14 protein-coding genes and 1 pseudogene are annotated in these 15790 nt (G+C 69.1%); 9 read left to right on the top strand and 6 right to left on the bottom strand.

Annotated features, from left to right (window positions below; genetic code table 11):
* The first annotated feature begins 101 nt into the window (after window positions 1–101).
* Window positions 102–1271, top strand: coding sequence for an IS701 family transposase (locus tag OHS57_RS01750; RefSeq protein ID WP_328580705.1), 1170 nt, complete (start codon window positions 102–104; stop codon window positions 1269–1271).
* A gap of 79 nt (window positions 1272–1350) precedes the next feature.
* Entirely contained in the window at window positions 1351–2532 is a 1182-nt protein-coding gene (locus tag OHS57_RS01745) for an IS701 family transposase (protein WP_328580704.1), read from the top strand.
* A 77-nt stretch (window positions 2533–2609) separates the two neighbouring features.
* Here the strand turns inward: OHS57_RS01745 and OHS57_RS01740 are convergent, their stop codons facing one another.
* Window positions 2610–3056 (bottom strand): DUF1772 domain-containing protein, encoded by a 447-nt coding sequence (locus OHS57_RS01740; RefSeq protein ID WP_328580703.1) that lies wholly within the window; start codon window positions 3054–3056, stop codon window positions 2610–2612.
* Between the two features lie 90 nt (window positions 3057–3146).
* Here OHS57_RS01740 and OHS57_RS01735 point away from each other — a divergent pair, with 90 nt between their 5' ends.
* Complete coding sequence (locus OHS57_RS01735; RefSeq protein WP_328580702.1) at window positions 3147–3725, top strand: TetR/AcrR family transcriptional regulator; 579 nt, start codon at window positions 3147–3149, stop codon at window positions 3723–3725.
* 292 nt (window positions 3726–4017) lie between these two features.
* On the opposite strand, the pseudogene OHS57_RS01730 reads toward OHS57_RS01735, so the two are convergent.
* Window positions 4018–4194 (bottom strand): annotated as a pseudogene (locus OHS57_RS01730) (CPBP family intramembrane glutamate endopeptidase); the annotation flags it as partial.
* 276 nt (window positions 4195–4470) lie between these two features.
* On the opposite strand from OHS57_RS01730, the gene OHS57_RS01725 reads away from it, so the two are divergent.
* The 6 genes from OHS57_RS01725 to OHS57_RS01700 all read left to right on the top strand — a co-directional run bounded on the left by OHS57_RS01725 (window position 4471) and on the right by OHS57_RS01700 (window position 10961).
* The gene (locus OHS57_RS01725) at window positions 4471–5094 is read left to right on the top strand and encodes a TetR/AcrR family transcriptional regulator (protein ID WP_328580701.1); all 624 of its coding nucleotides are present in this window, start codon (window positions 4471–4473) and stop codon (window positions 5092–5094) included.
* Between the two features lie 140 nt (window positions 5095–5234).
* Window positions 5235–5966: an SDR family NAD(P)-dependent oxidoreductase gene (locus tag OHS57_RS01720; protein ID WP_328580700.1), complete on the top strand. Its 732-nt coding sequence runs from the start codon at window positions 5235–5237 to the stop codon at window positions 5964–5966.
* Window positions 5967–6126: 160 nt separating this feature from the next.
* Complete coding sequence (locus OHS57_RS01715; RefSeq protein ID WP_328580699.1) at window positions 6127–6423, top strand: putative quinol monooxygenase; 297 nt, start codon at window positions 6127–6129, stop codon at window positions 6421–6423.
* A 255-nt stretch (window positions 6424–6678) separates the two neighbouring features.
* Entirely contained in the window at window positions 6679–8214 is a 1536-nt protein-coding gene (locus OHS57_RS01710; RefSeq protein WP_328580698.1) for a sulfatase-like hydrolase/transferase, read from the top strand.
* Window positions 8215–8314: 100 nt separating this feature from the next.
* On the top strand, window positions 8315–9703 hold the full coding sequence (locus OHS57_RS01705) for a DUF1800 domain-containing protein (RefSeq protein WP_328580697.1): 1389 nt from the start codon (window positions 8315–8317) through the stop codon (window positions 9701–9703).
* Between the two features lie 13 nt (window positions 9704–9716).
* On the top strand, window positions 9717–10961 hold the full coding sequence (locus OHS57_RS01700; protein WP_328580696.1) for a DUF1501 domain-containing protein: 1245 nt from the start codon (window positions 9717–9719) through the stop codon (window positions 10959–10961).
* A 38-nt stretch (window positions 10962–10999) separates the two neighbouring features.
* Here the strand turns inward: OHS57_RS01700 and OHS57_RS01695 are convergent, their stop codons facing one another.
* The 4 genes from OHS57_RS01695 to nhaA all read right to left on the bottom strand — a co-directional run bounded on the left by OHS57_RS01695 (window position 11000) and on the right by nhaA (window position 15552).
* Window positions 11000–12439 (bottom strand): sensor histidine kinase, encoded by a 1440-nt coding sequence (locus OHS57_RS01695; RefSeq protein WP_328580695.1) that lies wholly within the window; start codon window positions 12437–12439, stop codon window positions 11000–11002.
* The gene (locus OHS57_RS01690; protein ID WP_328580694.1) at window positions 12436–13140 is read right to left on the bottom strand and encodes a response regulator transcription factor; all 705 of its coding nucleotides are present in this window, start codon (window positions 13138–13140) and stop codon (window positions 12436–12438) included. The genes OHS57_RS01695 and OHS57_RS01690 overlap by 4 nt, the downstream gene beginning before the upstream one ends.
* Window positions 13141–13223: 83 nt before the next feature.
* Window positions 13224–14177, bottom strand: coding sequence for a DUF389 domain-containing protein (locus OHS57_RS01685; protein ID WP_328580693.1), 954 nt, complete (start codon window positions 14175–14177; stop codon window positions 13224–13226).
* A 94-nt stretch (window positions 14178–14271) separates the two neighbouring features.
* Window positions 14272–15552, bottom strand: coding sequence for a Na+/H+ antiporter NhaA (nhaA, locus tag OHS57_RS01680; RefSeq protein ID WP_328580692.1), 1281 nt, complete (start codon window positions 15550–15552; stop codon window positions 14272–14274).
* Window positions 15553–15790: the final 238 nt, after the last annotated feature.

Genomic DNA, 15790 nt, shown 5'->3' with positions numbered 1-15790 from the left:
CCGGAGTCACCGGACTCCGGCGCCCTGATTCCCAGCCGACCACGCGCGATAGAGAGCAGCCTTCTTACCTAGTTCCCATCACCTACAGCCGGGGGAAAAGCATGTCCACCAGTACGGCGGCGACGACCACCAGGGACGCCCTCTCCGACTTCGCAGGCGACGTCTTCCGCTCCATGTCCCGAGTGGACCAACGACGTTGGGCCGAGGTCTATCTGCGGGGCCTGCTTGTGGTCGAGGGCAAGAAATCAGTGCGCAGGATCTCCGAGGACGTCCTGTCCGTCCCTGCCCACCAGTCCCTCCAGCAGTTCATCAACCAGAGCCCGTGGGAGTGGGAGCCGGTTCGGGCCCACATCGCGCGCTACGTGAGCCAAGGGGAGCCCGCCAAGGCCTGGGTGCTGTCCCGGGTGGCCATACCCAAGCGCGGCGACCGTTCGGTCGGCGTGGAGCGGCGCTTCCTTCCCGAAGCCGGCCGCACGGTGAACTGCCAGATCGGCCTGTCGGTCGCCCTGGCCGTCCCGTCCGGGAACATTCCGGTCAACTGGCGACTGCTGATGCCGTCGAAGTGGCTCGCCGACAGCGCGTTGCGGGAGTCCGCGTACATACCGGACGACGTGCGGGCCAACGTCGAATGGATCGATTTCGTCGCCATGCTGGACGAACTGGAGTCTCAATGGGAGGTGGGCCGGGTCCCGGTGGTCGCGGATCTGACCCACCTCGCCGAGGTGCCCGAGTTCGTCACGGAACTCACCGCCAGGGGAATCGACTTCAGCTTCGAGGTCGACGGCTCGCTCGAAGTGCTCGACTCGGCAGGGCAGCGACGCCCGGCCCGTACCGTCCACGCTGCCCGCAGCGCCTTCAAGCGGGCCGGATCCGCCCTGGCCCTGGGCCGCTGGTGCGGTCAGGCGAGCGCACCCTGCGGCCACCGTGACACGATGAAGGTCGTCTCCAGCCTCGTGACGCTCCCCGGCCCGACAGGTTCCCGCGGCGGGCAGGGGCCTCAAGTCCGCCTGCTGACCGAGGTGTCGCCCTCCGGCACGGCGAAGCACGCGTGGATCACCAACCTCAGCGGACACCGTGTCGACGACATCATTGCCCTCAGCAGGCTCACGCAGCGGTCCAAGGAAAACACCCGGACCATGGAACACAGCTTCGGGCTGCGCGACTTCGAAGGCCGGTCCTACCGCGGCTGGCACCATCACATGACCATGGTCTCGGCGGCCTACGCCTTTCACCGGCTCGCCGACCGGCGGCCGTCCGCCCGGCCCAGGTAGCGAGGCGACGGCACACACGTCCGCCCGTACGACGTCGGAGATGACTCGTGGAGCGCGCAATCCCAAGGAGTCGCAAGCCATGCCACAGGAAGCCACCGGGCAGCCGGCCCCCTACGGTCACCCTCTCGCCGTCTTCTCCGACGACCTGTTCGGATATCTGTCCCGGGCGGACCAGCGTCGGTGGGCCGAGACTTACCTGAGGGGCCTGCTCGTCACCCGCGGCAAAAAGTCGCTGCGCAGAATGGCGGAGACCGTCTCCCCCCTGCCGACCGCGGCCCACTCGCTGCGCCAGTTCCTCAATGCCAGCCCTTGGGACTGGGCCCCGGCCCGGCGTGAGATCACGCGCCGGGTCGGCGGGGCGCTCCCGGTCAGAGCCTGGTCCATGGAGTCGGTGTTCCTGCCCAAACGGGGCAGTCACTCGGTCGGCGTGCATCGCAGCTTCGTCCCCGCGTCCGGCCGCACCGTCAACGGTCAGCAAGGGGTGGGGATATTCCTCGCCACGGACACGGGAGCTTTCGCAGCCGACTGGCGCCTCGTGCTCCCACCCGACTGGACGGACGACCCCGCACAGCGTCAGCGGGCCCGGATCCCGGACGCCGTACGCGCACAGTCCGTGCACGACTGCGTTCTGGACCTCGTACGGGCCCTGGACGCAGAGGTCCAGCACGCCAAGGTCCCGGTCATCGCGGACCTGGCGGGCCCCGCGAACCCGCTTCCCGTCCTGCGCGGTTTGAGCACACGGGATCAGGAGTTCATCATCGCGGTCCCGGCCGGCCTCCGGGTGGTGCCCGAGCGCAGCAGCCGGACCCCGGTCCCCGTCGGCGAATTACTGCGGCGAAGCGGACACCGCAAACTGCACGCGGCCTTCGAACGCAGGGACGGCCTCCCCATGCGCAGGGTGCGGGTCGCCTCGTCGACGGCCTGGCTCACCGGATCAGAACCCCATGCTTCGGACAGCGGGCACACGGTACTGCGCTTCTTCGCCACGCATCTGCCGACCGGACAGGGACGGATCTGGGTCACCAACGCCCTGCACCGTCGTATCGACGACCTGCTCGACCTCGTCCGCCTGCACCCGGGCGCCGCCGACGCCATCCGGACGATGAGCGACGAGCACGGGCTGCTCGACTTCGAAGGCCGCTCCTTCCCCGGCTGGCACCACCATATGACGCTGGTCTCCGCGGCTCATGCCTACCGGCGACTGGGCCAGGCGCTGGGCGATCCGCAGATCCGTCACCCGCGGCCCAGACCGGCCGCCTGACCCGAAATCAGTCAGACCCCTTGACCGCCCACCTCGCCACCGCTGTTCCCGGCATCGAGCCGGCCGGCTCCGCAGGGTCAGCTGCGGGCTGTGGCCAGCAGGGTGAAGGCGGCGATGATGACGGCGACACGGACGTAGTGGAAGCGGAGCCAGCGGTTCAGCTGCTCCTTCCAGTCGTCGGGCCGGTTCTCCGGGGTCCATGTCTTGCCCTGGTTGTTGATCGGGACGAGCAGCAGGATCGACATGATCACGCTGAGTATCAGCAGCGCGCCGGCGGTGACGACGAGGCCGGCGCCGTGGTGGTGCCATCCGGTGACGGCCCAGGCCGCGACGAGGACGACCGAGCCGATGTACCAGACCGGCATCACGGCGCCGAGCATCCGGCCCCCGTGGGCGTGGGCGAGTTGGCCGCTGTCCTCGGGGAGTGCGTTGAAGATCGGGTTCATGACGAAGGCGACGGCGAACTCCACCCCCACCATCACGCCGACGACCACGATGGTGACGACCTCAAGTGCGTTGAACATGACGACCCTCTCGAAATCTAGTGGTGCTAGCTGTTGAGGCAACGCTAGTACTGTTGTCGCTTGATTGTCTAGCGGTGCTAGGATCGGATCATGTCGGTACAGGAACGCAAGGAGCGCGAACGGGCGGCCCGCGAGCGTCTGATCGTGGCGACAGCCCGCGAACTCGCCGAGAAGCAGGGCTGGGACGCGGTCACCACCCGCCGGCTCGCCGAGCGCATCGAGTACAGCCAGCCCGTCCTCTACAGCCACTTCCGCGGCAAACGGGAGATCATCGGCGCCGTCGCCCTGGAGGGCGCCGCCGAGATGGCCGCGGCTGTACGTGCCGCCACCGCCGCCGCGGACAGCCCGCGCGAGCGGGTGTACTCCCTCGCCCGCGCCTACCTCGACTTCGCCAAGCGCAACCCCGCGGTCTACGACGCCATGTTCCAGCTCGACGGCGGTCTCCCGTACGCACAGGAGGACACCCCGGAACCTCTCAAGGACGCCTTCGCCGCACTCCTGGAATGCCTCGCCGAGGTCGCAGGGGACGGCGTGGACCCGGGGCTGTTCACCGAGGTGTTCTGGGCGTCCCTGCACGGGGTGGCGACCCTGACCCGGTCGGGGCGGCTACCGCCGGCGGAAACCGAGCGGAGGGTGGAGCTGCTGGTGGGCCGGCTGGCCATGGTCTGACCCATTGCCCGGCGGGCACACGGCCAAGGTCTCGGACCATGGGCTGCTGGCCTTGCTCGACGGCCGCGTATCCGGGGCGGTGCCGCAGTCGGTTCGGGATCGCCGGAGACGCGGTCTCGATCGTGCGGCGCTTGACGAGCAACACGACGATCAGGACGACTTGGAGGAGGGCGACGAGGACCATGCCCAAGGACGCCTGAGGTTCGTCTCCCACGAGGTTGGAGATCAGGCTGGTGTCCCAGAGCCCGTGGACGAGTATCGGCAGCAGGATGACACCGCCGACGCGCAGGCGCGGGTAGAAGAAGTAGCCCGAGGTGGACATGACGAGAGCCTGCACGAGGGCCTGCGCGCCCTGGCCGAAGGCGTCGCTGACGTGCACGAGTCCGAAGACGAGCGAGGAATACAGGGCGACCTTGCTCTCGGTGAGTCCGGCCCGCTGGAATGCATGGACGCCGATGCCCCGGAACATGAGTTCTTCGCCGACGCCGACGAACACCCCGAGCAGCAGCAGGCACGCCATAAGCGAAGCGCTCTGGTCGGCGAGGTGCCCGTAGTTGAGGCCGACCAGGGCGACGGCGATCATCGAGATCGGTACCCGGCGCGTCCAGCGCCGCACGGGCGCACGGTAGTGCAGGACCTCGCTCCACCAGCCGAACAGACATCCCGGGCAGCCGCTTACCCGGCAGAACCGGCGCACGCTCGACCCCAATAGAGTGGTGGCTCCAGAATTTGGTAAATTGGTGGTATGGAGAGCCGTACCGCCACGCAGCGCCTGACCCCCAAGGGGCGGGCGACCCGGGACCGTATCGTGGCCGCCGCGGCCCAGCTAATGTTCGAGCGGGGTGTGGCGGGGACCAGTACCGAAGACGTGCAGAAGGCGGCCGGTGTCACCAGCCCGTCGCAGATCTACCACTACTTCGGCGACAAGAAGACGCTGGTCCAGGCCGTCATCACGTACCAGACCGAGTACGTGCTCGCCTTCCAGCGGCCGCTGCTCAGCCGGCTGGACAGCTTCGAGGCGCTGGAGGCGTGGCGGGACGCCATCATCCAGGCGCAGCAGGCGAACGGCTGCGAGGGCGGCTGCCCGATCGGGTCGCTGTCCGTGGAGCTCTCCGACCGTGATCCGCAGGCCCGCGCCCAGCTCGCCGCGGGCTACGCCGAGTGGCAGGACGCGATCCAGGCGGGGCTCCAGGAGATGCAGAACCGGGGCGAGTTGGGCCCCGAAGCCGACCCGGAGCAGCTGGCGCTGGCCACGCTCACCGCGTTGCAGGGCGGTCTGCTGATGACCCAGGCCCGCCGCGACACGATCGCGCTGGACGCCGTCCTGACCGCGATGATCGAGCGGATCCGCTACCACGCCGTGAGCTGAGCTGAGCTGAGCCGTTCGCCGGTGAAGCGGGCCGGTTGAGCCGCGGCGCGCGCCGAAGTGACCCCCTGAACGTTTGACACCGTCTCCGCGGCGACTAAAAATAGAGGGAGCACTCTAAAAACTCGGAAGAAGGCAGCACGATGGAACTCAACGATCAGGTCGCACTCATCACCGGCGGCACCGCCGGCATCGGCCTCGAAGCCGCCCGCCTCCTCGTCAGGGCAGGCGCGACCGTCGTCATCTCCGGCCGTGACGCCGAGCGCGGCGCCAAGGCCGTCGCCGACATCGCACAGGGTCCCGGAACGGTCCGTTTCGTGGCCGCGGACCTCGCCGACCTGGAGTCGGTCGGGGCACTCGCCGAAGCGGCAGGACCGGTCGACATCCTGGTCAACAACGCCTCAGCCTTCCCGGTCGCGCCGACCGTCGAGCAGGACATCGCCGGCTTCCAGCGGATGTTCGACACGAACGTGCGGGGCACGTACTTCCTGACCGCGGCGCTCGTGCCCGCCATGCTGGCCAAGGGCAGCGGAAGCATCGTCAACGTCACCACCATGGCCGCCTCGATGGGCGTCCCCGGCGCCTCCGGCTACAGCGCCACGAAGGCCGCCCTCGCGTCCTTCACCCGCACCTGGGCCGCGGAGTTCGGCCCGCAGGGCGTACGGGTCAACAGCGTCGCCCCCGGCCCGACCATCACCGCAGGCGTCCTCGCCGAGTGGGGCGACGGTGTCGCCGAGCTCGGCAAGGGCCTCCCACTGCGCCGTACCGCCAACCCCCTTGAGATCGCCGAGGCCATCTACTTCCTCGCCTCACCCCGCTCCAGCTACGTCACGGGCTCCACCCTCGCCGCCGACGGTGGCGGCACCGCCGTTTGAGGGACGCGCGCGGACACTCATGGGAACGGAGAGCCGCAGCGGGCGGTGAGGATCCACACTGCTGTCAGCACCCTGGCGCAGGGCACGTCACGGCGGTACCAGCGCCTGCTGCGGGTGCTCCGTCAACCGACGACTTTCGACAACTCTCAAGGTGGACACCATGACCGTCACGGTCGGACTTCTCGTACAGCTGGAAGCAAAGCCCGGCAAGGAAGACGAACTCGCCTCGTTCCTCGAAGCGGGTCGCGCGCTCGCGATGCAGGAGTCAGGGACGGTGACCTGGTACGCGTTCCGTACGGGCCTGAGCGGGTTCGGCATCTTCGACACGTTCGAGACCGAGGACGGCAGACAGGCACACCTCGCCGGTGAAATCGCCAAGGCGCTGGGCGAAGCAGCTCCCGATCTGCTCGCTCGGAATCCTGAGATCACGTCCGTCGACGTGCTCGCCGCGAAGTAGCCGAGCCGATACCGGGCCCGGCTCAGGTCAGGTCAGGTCAGGTCTTACGAAACGCGAACGTGGGGGCGGCGCGGCCGTTTCGGCGGTAGGAGCCGCGTCGCGGTGGCTGCTAAGTGGTCGTTCTCTTCGACCACCGCACACCAGCCCGGCCCATTCCCACGCCCAGCGCGCCCTTCTCACACCGTTCTCACACCCTTCTGCGGCACGGTCGGACTCTCGGGATTCATTCGGTCACGCTGCCCAGGAGGAGAACCGTTGACCATCGCAGGTGTGCGCAGGAAAGCTCCGCTGTGGCTGGCCACGGCGGCCCTCGCGGCCGGCCTGGCCGGATGCAGCGGGGACAGCGGCGGCGGCGCGCCGGACACGGGCAGGGAGAGTCCGAGCGCCAGCGCGCAGCGTACGGATTCGGCCCAGTCAACGAACATCGTGTGGGTGCTGACCGACGACCTGTCGTCGGATCTGGTGAACTACATGCCTCACGTGAAGGCCATGCAGAAGAGCGGCATGTCCTTCACGAACTACACGGTGACGGACTCGCTGTGCTGCCCGTCGCGTTCCTCGATCTTCACCGGTAAATTCCCCCACAACACAGGGGTTTTCACCAACATGCCCCCGGACGGTGGCTTCGAGACCTTCCACGAGAAGGGGAACGAGGACAAGACCTTCGCCACCGCCCTCCAACAGCAGGGCTACCGCACCGCGATGATGGGCAAATACCTCAACGGCTATCAGCCGGACATGACCGTGAACGGCAAGAAGAACTACGTGCCCCCGGGCTGGAACGAGTGGGACGTGGCCGGAAACGGCTACAAGGAATACGACTACACACTCAACCAGAACGGCAAGACGGTCGACTACGGGCACGACCCGGCCGACTACCTGACCGATGTCGTCAGCGCAAAGGGCCAGGAGTTCATCGAGAACTCGGCGAAGGCGAAGAAGCCCTTCATGCTCGACATCTCGACGTTCGCGCCGCACGGCCCGGCCACGCCGGCCCCCGAGGACCGGGACGCGTTCCAGGATCTGCCGCTCCCGAAGCCACCGGCCTTCGACAAGACCCCGACCGACGCCCCGCAGTGGCTCAAGGACAAGAAGGCCTTCACTCCTCAGCAGATCACGAAAATCACCAAGACGTATCGCAAGCGCGTACGCGCCGTGCAGGCGGTCGACCGCATGATCGGTGACCTCCAGGAGAAACTGAAGAAGTCGGGCGTCTACGACAACACCGTCTTCGCCTTCGCCTCCGACAACGGCTTCCACATGGGCCAGTACCGCTTGATGCCGGGCAAACAGACGGCGTTCGACACCGATGTGAACGTGCCCCTGGTCGTCACCGGACCGGGTGTCGAACAGGGGGCCACGACCAAGGCGGTCGCCTCCAACATCGACATCTGCCCGACCTTCACCGAACTGGGCGGCGGAAAGCCCGACCCGGCGACCGACGGCCGCAGTCTGGTGCCCCTGCTGCACGGGGAGACTCCGGAAGACTGGCCGCAGACGGCGCTCGTGGAGCACCACGGGCCCAACACCTCTCCCCAGGACCCCGACAAGCCCGGTAAGGGCAGCGGCAATCCGCCGAGCTACGAGGCGCTGCGCACCGACCGGTACACGTACGTCGAGTACAAGAACGGCTCTCACGAGTACTACGACCGCGGCAAGGACCCGGACATGCTGCACAACGTCTACGCCCAACTGCCCTCGGACACCAAGAAGAACCTCGCCTCCGCGCTGCTGAAGCTCCAGGGCTGCAAGGGCTCGGAGGAGTGCACCGCAGCGGCCCGAACCGACTGACCGGGGTTCCGGACGTGCCGTGCTGCCACGACCACCGATTCCCACGGTTCTCACACCCGGCGCAGACGTGTGTGGAACCCCGCGCCCGCAAACTCCCCCCATGGGAAGGACACTTGAGAGCCGGGCACACGTAACACGTCTGCTGCAACGCACGGGGTTCGACGCCGCTCCGGACGCCGTGGACGCCGCGCAGAAGGCCGGGTTCGAGGCCACGCTCGAACGCGTGCTGACCCCGACAGGAGCCGACCGCGGGGCCGGTGCGACGCCTGCCCCCGACCTCGGCTCGCTGCCGGCGCGTAACTCCGAGGCCCAACAGAAGGGTGCTCGGAAGACAGAGGACGGTACGGAGCCGAAGAAACCCGGGGACGACCCCGTCCCCAAGCACTACCGCGAAGTGCTGCGGCAGCAGCGCGAAGAACTCATCCAGTGGTGGCTGGAGCGCATGGTGGCCGCCGAGCATCCGTGGGCGGAGAAGCGGACGCTGCTGTGGCACAACCACTGGGCCACGTCCATCCAGAAGGTCAGGTCCGCTGCGGCGATGCTGCAACAGAACGAAACGCTGCGGCGGCTGGGCGGAGGCGATTTCCGCGAGCTGGCCCGGGCCATGGTGGTCGACCCGGCGCTTATGGTGTGGCTGGACGCCGAAGGCAGTGTGGCCGAGGCCCCGAACGAGAACCTCGGCCGGGAGCTGATGGAGCTCTTCGTGCTCGGGGTCGGCCACTACACCGAGTCCGACGTGCGCCAGGCTGCCGCCGCCCTCACCGGGTGGACCGTGGACCGGCGGGGCCATCCGTGGAAGGCCCAGTTCAAGCCGGGCAGGCACGACCAGGGGCAGCAGACCGTGGTGGGTGAGACGGCCGATTTCTCCGCGCGAACGCTCATCGACCACCTGGTGAGCCTGCCGGACTCGCACGCCCACGTGGCCATCCGCATGTGGGGCGCGCTGGTGAGTAACGAGAATAAACCGTCGCAGACCGCGCTGGCACGCGTCACGGCGGCCTACGGGCAACAGCGCGACACGAAGGCCATGTTCCGGGCCGTGTTCGCCGACGAGGCGTTCGCCGATGCCGACAACGTACTGGTCAAACAGCCGGTCGAATACGTGGTGGGCAGTCTGCGGGCGCTGGGCGTACGGCCTTCCGCCCTGCCGCAGAAGGCTCGGAGGCAGTTGCTGACCCGCACCCTGACGGGTCTCGGCCAGACGCCGTTCGCACCGGACAGCGTGGGCGGTTGGCCGGCCGGCGCGGCCTGGCTCACCACTGCCGCCGCCCAGGTGCGGATCACCTTCGCGCAGCAACTCGTACGCCACGCCGACCTCGACGACGTGGACGCGGCCGCCACGGCCGAGCGCCCGGATCTGCTGGCTCGCAAGCTCGGCGTCGGCGCCTGGAGCGCGGCCACGAGCGAGGTGCTGCGAGCCGCCGCGCGCGATTCCCGCAAGGTGACGGCCGTCGCGCTGACCGCACCCGAACACCTTGTCCTGAGCTGAAGGAGAGAGCCCCATGGACACCTGGACCCGACGAAAGTTCCTCATCACGAGTGGTGTTGCCGGGGGAGTCGCGCTGGCCGCCGGAGCTACCGCCTGGGGCGTGGACGAATTGCTCGCCACCGGCTCAGGTGCCGCCGAAAGTGACGCGGCGACCCTGGTGCTGGTCACCCTGTACGGAGGCAACGACGGCCTCAACACCCTGGTGCCCGCCGCCGATTCGCACTACCAGAGCCTGCGCGGGGATCTCGCGTACGACGAGGACGAGGTCCTTCCGCTGGGTGACGGACTCGGCCTCAACCCGGGGATGAAGCGAATGAAGGAGTTGTGGGACGACAAACAACTCGCCGTCGTACGGGGCGTGTCCTACCCCAAGCCGGATCACAGCCACTTCCGCTCGATGGCGATCTGGCAGACCGCGTCCCCGTCCGGTCCGGTCCCGTCGGGCTGGCTGGGCCGCTGGCTGGACCACGACGGCGGCGCGAATCCGCTCATGGGCGTCTCCGTAGGCGCCACCCTGCCGCCGTTGATGGCCGGCGAGCGGACAGCGGGCGCGGCTGTCCGGCTGGGCGGCGCGAAACTGCCGGACGCCTGGCAGCGCACCTGCACCGAGCTGGCGCACATCGACGACGACGCTCACCCGCTGCTGAAGCGGGCGGGTGCCTCGCTGGCCGACCTGACGAAGGTCACCTCGGCTTTCGGCGGTGCTCCGGACGCGGACGAGGACGGCGCCGGGGGGCCGAGCGACGACGACGCGACGAACGACGCGAGTTCCGCGGGCGGCCAGAGCGGGCTCGGCATGCAACTGGACGTGGTGGCCAGGGCGATCACGTCAGGCGTGCCCACTCGCGCGTACAGCGTGAGCCTCGGCGGCTTCGACACGCACGCCGCCGAGAAGACCACCCAGTCCCGCCTGCTCGGCCAACTCGACCACGAGCTGGGCGCGTTCCTCGACCGCGTCAGAAAGACGAAGGCAGGGCAGAAGGTCGTCGTCGCCGTCTACTCGGAGTTCGGCCGCCGCCCCAAGGCCAATGCCAACCAGGGCACCGACCACGGCACCGCCGGTCCGGTGTTCGTGCTCGGCGCACCGGTCAAGGGCGGCTTCTACGGTGACCAGCCGAGCCTCACCGACCTCACGGACGACGATCTGCGAGCGACGACCGACTTCCGCGACGTGTACGCCACCCTGCTGCGCGACGTCCTCGACACCGACCCGGCGAAGATCCTCGACGGACATGACACGACGCTCGCCTTCCTGTGAAGCCGGCCCGGCTCCCGTGGGTCAGGGTGCCCGCCGCGTCAGGGGGCCATGGGGAGCCGGACGGTCACACAGGTTCCTTCCCCGGGGGCGCTGGAGACCTCCACGCTCCCACCGTGCGCCTGGGCCACAGCCGCGACGATGGCCAGTCCCAGGCCGCTGCCGTCGCCGCTGTGCGCCGGGTCGGCGCGGTAGAAGCGGTCGAAGAGGCGCGGCAGTGCCTCGGCGGGTATCCCCGGCCCCCCGTCGGCTACGGCGAGGATCACGTCCGGCCTGCCGTTGCCCGGCGCGGACGGACCGTCGGCGCGTACCGTCACCTGTGCCGCTGTCCCGGACGGCGTGTGGTTGCGTACGTTCGCCAGCAGGTTGTCGACCACACGCCGCAGGTGCTCGCCGTCGCCGTGCACCCGCACACTGCCGTCGGCCCGCACCGTCACGAGGCTGCGCGGTGCCACGGCGCGCGCGGCGGACACGGCCTCGCCCACGATTCCGACCAGGTCCACGGGGTGGCGGCCGCGGACAGGGACGCTGTCGAGCCGGGCGAGCAACAGCAGGTCGTCGACGAGTCGTTGCATGCGAAGGGCCTCCGTGGTGATGCCGTTCATCACCCGCTCCCGCTGCTCGGGGCGGGCGAGCGCACCCTGGTGGTGCAGATCGGCGTAGCCGAGCACGGCGGTGACGGGCGTGCGCAGTTCGTGCGAGGCGTCCGCGACGAACCGCCGCAGCCGATCCTGGGTGTTCCGCTCGGCGGCCAGCATCGTGTTCAGGGCGAGGCCGAGCCGCCCGACCTCCGTGTCGTCATCGGCGGGTGCGACACGGTCGGCACGGTCACCGGACGCGATGCCGTCCGCGTCCCTGGCCATCGACTCCAGCGGCCGCAGACCGCGACGCAGGACCCACAGCCCCGCACCAGCGAGGAGCGCCAGCACACTGCCGGTCGCCACCGCCTCGACGATCAGCACCTGCCGCAGCGTCCCCTGGACCTGGTCCAGGGGTGCGGCCGCGATCAGCGTGCCACGCCCTGGAACCCGCTGCACCAGCAGCCGGTAATCGGGGCCGTCCGGCGACACCGGCCCCACCGTGACCGGATCGGTGCCACGGGCAGCGGACAGCGGATCCGGCAGACGCGGCGCGGCATCGTCCGGGTCCCGCAACTGCGGTACGAGATCGCGCACGCTCCCGTCGGGCCTGCGCAGCTGGAGGTAGAACTCCGAGGCACCGAGCAGCCGTACGTCGCTGCCGAGTGTTCCTCCGGGGCCGGTCTGTGCGAGTTGCTGTGCCACCCGCTGGCGCACCGCGCGCAGGGTGACGTCGGTGCGGTGCGTCATGTCGTTCCTCAGCGCGCCGAACACCACGGCGTCCAGGGCGAGCAGGGCCGCCGCCGCGAGGGTGAGCAGCGCCAGCAGAAGCCGGCCTCGCAGTGAACGGGGCCGTAGCGAACGGGGTCGCAGGGAGCGGCGTTCGGATGCCGTCCGGCTCACGGGGTCGCCTGCTCGCGGAGTATGTAGCCGACGCCCCGCCGGGTCTCGATCATCCCCGGGCCCAGCGCGTCGAGTTTGCGGCGCAGATAGGAGATGTAGGTCTTCAGCACCCCGTGATCGCCCTCGCCGAAGTCCCACACGTGCTCAAGAAGTTGATCGTGCGTCAGGACGCGGTTCCGGTTCAGCAGCAGATGGTGGAGCAACCGGTATTCGGTGGGCGAGAGCTCCACCCGCACACCGGCCCTGCGTACTTCGTAGGTCTCGGTGTCCATCTCCAGATCCCCGCAGACGAGGAGTTGGGTCGGGGCGCTGCTCTCGCCGCGCCGCAGCACGGCACGCACCCGCGCGGCGACCTCGGCGAGCCGGAACGGCTTCGTGATGTAGTCGTCGGCACCCAGATCGAGTCCGCCCACGATGTCCTGGCCGCTCTCGCGTGCGGTCAGGAAGATCACCGGCGTTGCCGAGCCGGCCGCCCGCACCCGGCGCACCACCTCGAAACCGTCGATGTCGGGAAGCATCACGTCGAGCAGCACGAGATGGGGGGCGTGCTCCCGGATCGCCGTCAGGGCCGCCCTGCCGGTCGCCGCCTGCGATACCTCGTACCCGAGGAACTGCAGCGACGTGGCCAGGACGTCCAGGATGGCCGGTTCGTCCTCGACGACGAGCAACCGCGTACCGGGCGGGACGTCTGATGCGTTCATGCCCGCATCCTGGCATCGTCCCCCTCCCGCAGGCACCGTGGCCCCGGGACGGGACCGTCCCTCTCGTCCGGCACGGGGTGGCTTCAGGCGGTCTTGTTACGAGAGGCAGGGGACATGTGCATGCCGTAGCGGGCCCACAGGGTGCGTTGTACGAGGAGGGTGAGGGTGCCGGCGATGAGCATCCCCGCCAGGTTGATCCCGAGTTGTTCGAACGACGCGCCGACCTCGTGCCAGTGCGCCAGTGCGACGGCCACGGCGATGTTGCCCGCCGCGGGAACGGTTGTGACGGAGATGAAGACGCCGATCAATGCGGACGATTTCCCGGCCGTCAGGGAGAGGATCCCCGCTACCCCCGCGAGTACGGCGACGATGAACGACCACTTGTCCGGGTGGATGATGAAGTCGGTCAGCGGACGGTCGTCCAGCATGCCTGGCGTGATCCAGCCCAGCAGCCGGCTGACGGACGCACACGCCAGCGTGATCGCGATGGCGACGGTGAAGCCGATCACGAGTGCCCGTACGGCCGCGCCGATCAGCCGCCGGTCGCCTCGCAGCAGTCCGAAGCAGATGGCCGCCACGGGGCCGAACTCCGGGCCGAGGACCATCGCCCCGACGATGAGGATGGGCTGGTCCAGCAGGGCGCCGATGGCCGCGATCTGTGTCGCCAGGGCGAGGAAGGCCAGGAAGCCCCAGGTGACGCGGGTATCGGTGGCGGTACGGGCGGCCAGTTCTTTCCAGACGACCGCGTCGTCCGGGTCTCCGGGGGCTACTTCCTCGGCCACCTCGGACGCCGTGGAGATGGACAGGTCCAGTTGTTCGACGGTGATGGCGCCGGTGTCCTTGAGGCCGAGGGCACTCAGCTGGTCGAGTACCCCGTTGGCGGCCTCCCGGGCGACGTCGAACTCCACGAAGTCGCCCTTGGGCGCGTGGGCGGCACCAAGCATCTTGATCACGTTGACGATCGCCGGATGGTCGTCGGCGATCCGCAGCACCTCGTCGGTACTGACGGCAGGACTGATCACACGTACATGCAGCACGCGGGCCATTGTGCCGTCACCGGTGCCCGTGCCGGACGCCGGTACGGCCGAACGCCGGCAGCGGATCGGCAGCGGATCGTACGGGGCAAGCGGGTCAGGCGCGGTCGGGCGGGGTCTGGTAGACGTCGGGGATGCCGTCGTGGTCGGCGTCGACGGTCTCGGCCTCGCACAGCCGGCGATACACGCCGTTGCGCCAGCGCAGTACGACGGCGGCCAGGACGGCCGCGGTCAACGAGCCGAGCAGGATGGCGGTCTTGATGTGGTTCTGGCGGTCGGTACCGGGCTCGAAGGCGAGTTCGCCGATCAGGAGCGAGACGGTGAAGCCGACCCCGGCGAGCAGCGAGACGCCCAGGACGTCCCACCAGGACAGTTCGCTGTCCAAGGAGGCATGGGTGAAGCGCGCCAGCAGATAGGTCGAGGCGAACACCCCGACGAGTTTGCCGATGACCAGCCCCAGGCCGACGCCGAGACCCGCAGGGTCGGCGAAGGTCGCTCCCAGGCCGCCGGAGAGTGAGACTCCTGCCGAGACCAGGGCGAACAGCGGAACCGCGACCCCGGCCGACACCGGGCGCCAGTGGTGCTCGAACCGCTCGGAGAGACTGACCTGTTCACCGGAGCCGGCCAGCGCGGGAACGGCGAAGCCGAGCAGGACCCCGGCGATCGTCGCGTGCACCCCGGAGGCGTGCATCAGGGCCCAGGCCACGATCCCCAGCGGTCCCAGCAGCCACCAGTGAGTGATGCGGCGGCGGGCCAGGAGGCCGAAGACCGCGATCACCGCGAACGAGCCGAGCAGCGGCCACAGGCTGATGTGGTCGCTGAACGCCACGGCGATCACCACCACGGCGAGAAGGTCGTCCACGACCGCCAGCGTCAGCAGGAACGAGCGCAGCCCTGCGGGCAGATGGGTGCTGATGATGGCCAGGACCGCAACGGCGAACGCGATGTCGGTCGCCATCGGCACGGCCCAGCCCTCCAGTGTCCCGCCGCCCATCACCGTGTTGACGATGACGTAGACGACGACGGGACCGATCATTCCGCCGACCGCGGCGATGATCGGAAGGGCCGCCCGGCTGGGGGAGCGCAGGTCCCCGGCGACGAACTCCCGTTTGAGCTCAAGACCCACGACGAAGAAGAACACCGCCAGCAGGCCGTCCGACGCCCACTGGGCCACGCTCAGACGCAGGTGCAGCCCGTCCGGCCCGAACGTCGCGTCGGTGAAGGAGGCGTAACCGGCCTTCCACGACGAGTTCGCCCACAGCAACGCGACGACGGCACCGGCCAGCAGCAGCAGACCGCCGACGGTCTCACTGCGCAGCGCGGACGCCGTGGCCTGCGCACTACGCCAGCTACTGGGACGGGCGAACAGCCGTGTCACGGACCGACGCGGGGGGAGCGGGCTGGCGGGCATCGATGACTCCCGAGGGGAAGAGGGCAGGCAGAAGGACTCGCCGACCAGACTTCCCGGCACACCACGATCAACCTAACGCATCCTCGGCACTTCACCCTTGTCGAACGCCGCACGGGCCTGACCTTCGACCGGACGGCGTTCGGAACGAGGGGATCCGGGGATCCGACCGTGACTCGGCAGGCTTCATGACCGAGATGGGTGCGCG

This window comes from Streptomyces sp. NBC_00370, from assembly GCF_036084755.1.
Classification (GTDB): domain Bacteria; phylum Actinomycetota; class Actinomycetes; order Streptomycetales; family Streptomycetaceae; genus Streptomyces.
Note: the sequence above shows the minus strand (reverse complement) of the source record. Positions and strands in the feature narration are given on the sequence as shown.

Bases quoted from the DNA above. Each gene is read 5' to 3' on its own strand.
- OHS57_RS01700 (WP_328580696.1), top strand. From the start codon at position 9,717: ATGGACACCTGGACCCGACGAAAGTTCCTCATCACGAGTGGTGTTGCC.
- OHS57_RS01690 (WP_328580694.1), bottom strand. From the start codon at position 13,140: ATGAACGCATCAGACGTCCCGCCCGGTACGCGGTTGCTCGTCGTCGAG.
- OHS57_RS01735 (WP_328580702.1), top strand. From the start codon at position 3,147: ATGTCGGTACAGGAACGCAAGGAGCGCGAACGGGCGGCCCGCGAGCGT.
- OHS57_RS01740 (WP_328580703.1), bottom strand. From the start codon at position 3,056: ATGTTCAACGCACTTGAGGTCGTCACCATCGTGGTCGTCGGCGTGATG.
- OHS57_RS01745 (WP_328580704.1), top strand. From the start codon at position 1,351: ATGCCACAGGAAGCCACCGGGCAGCCGGCCCCCTACGGTCACCCTCTC.
- OHS57_RS01750 (WP_328580705.1), top strand. From the start codon at position 102: ATGTCCACCAGTACGGCGGCGACGACCACCAGGGACGCCCTCTCCGAC.
- OHS57_RS01715 (WP_328580699.1), top strand. From the start codon at position 6,127: ATGACCGTCACGGTCGGACTTCTCGTACAGCTGGAAGCAAAGCCCGGC.
- OHS57_RS01720 (WP_328580700.1), top strand. From the start codon at position 5,235: ATGGAACTCAACGATCAGGTCGCACTCATCACCGGCGGCACCGCCGGC.
- OHS57_RS01725 (WP_328580701.1), top strand. From the start codon at position 4,471: ATGGAGAGCCGTACCGCCACGCAGCGCCTGACCCCCAAGGGGCGGGCG.
- OHS57_RS01705 (WP_328580697.1), top strand. From the start codon at position 8,315: ATGGGAAGGACACTTGAGAGCCGGGCACACGTAACACGTCTGCTGCAA.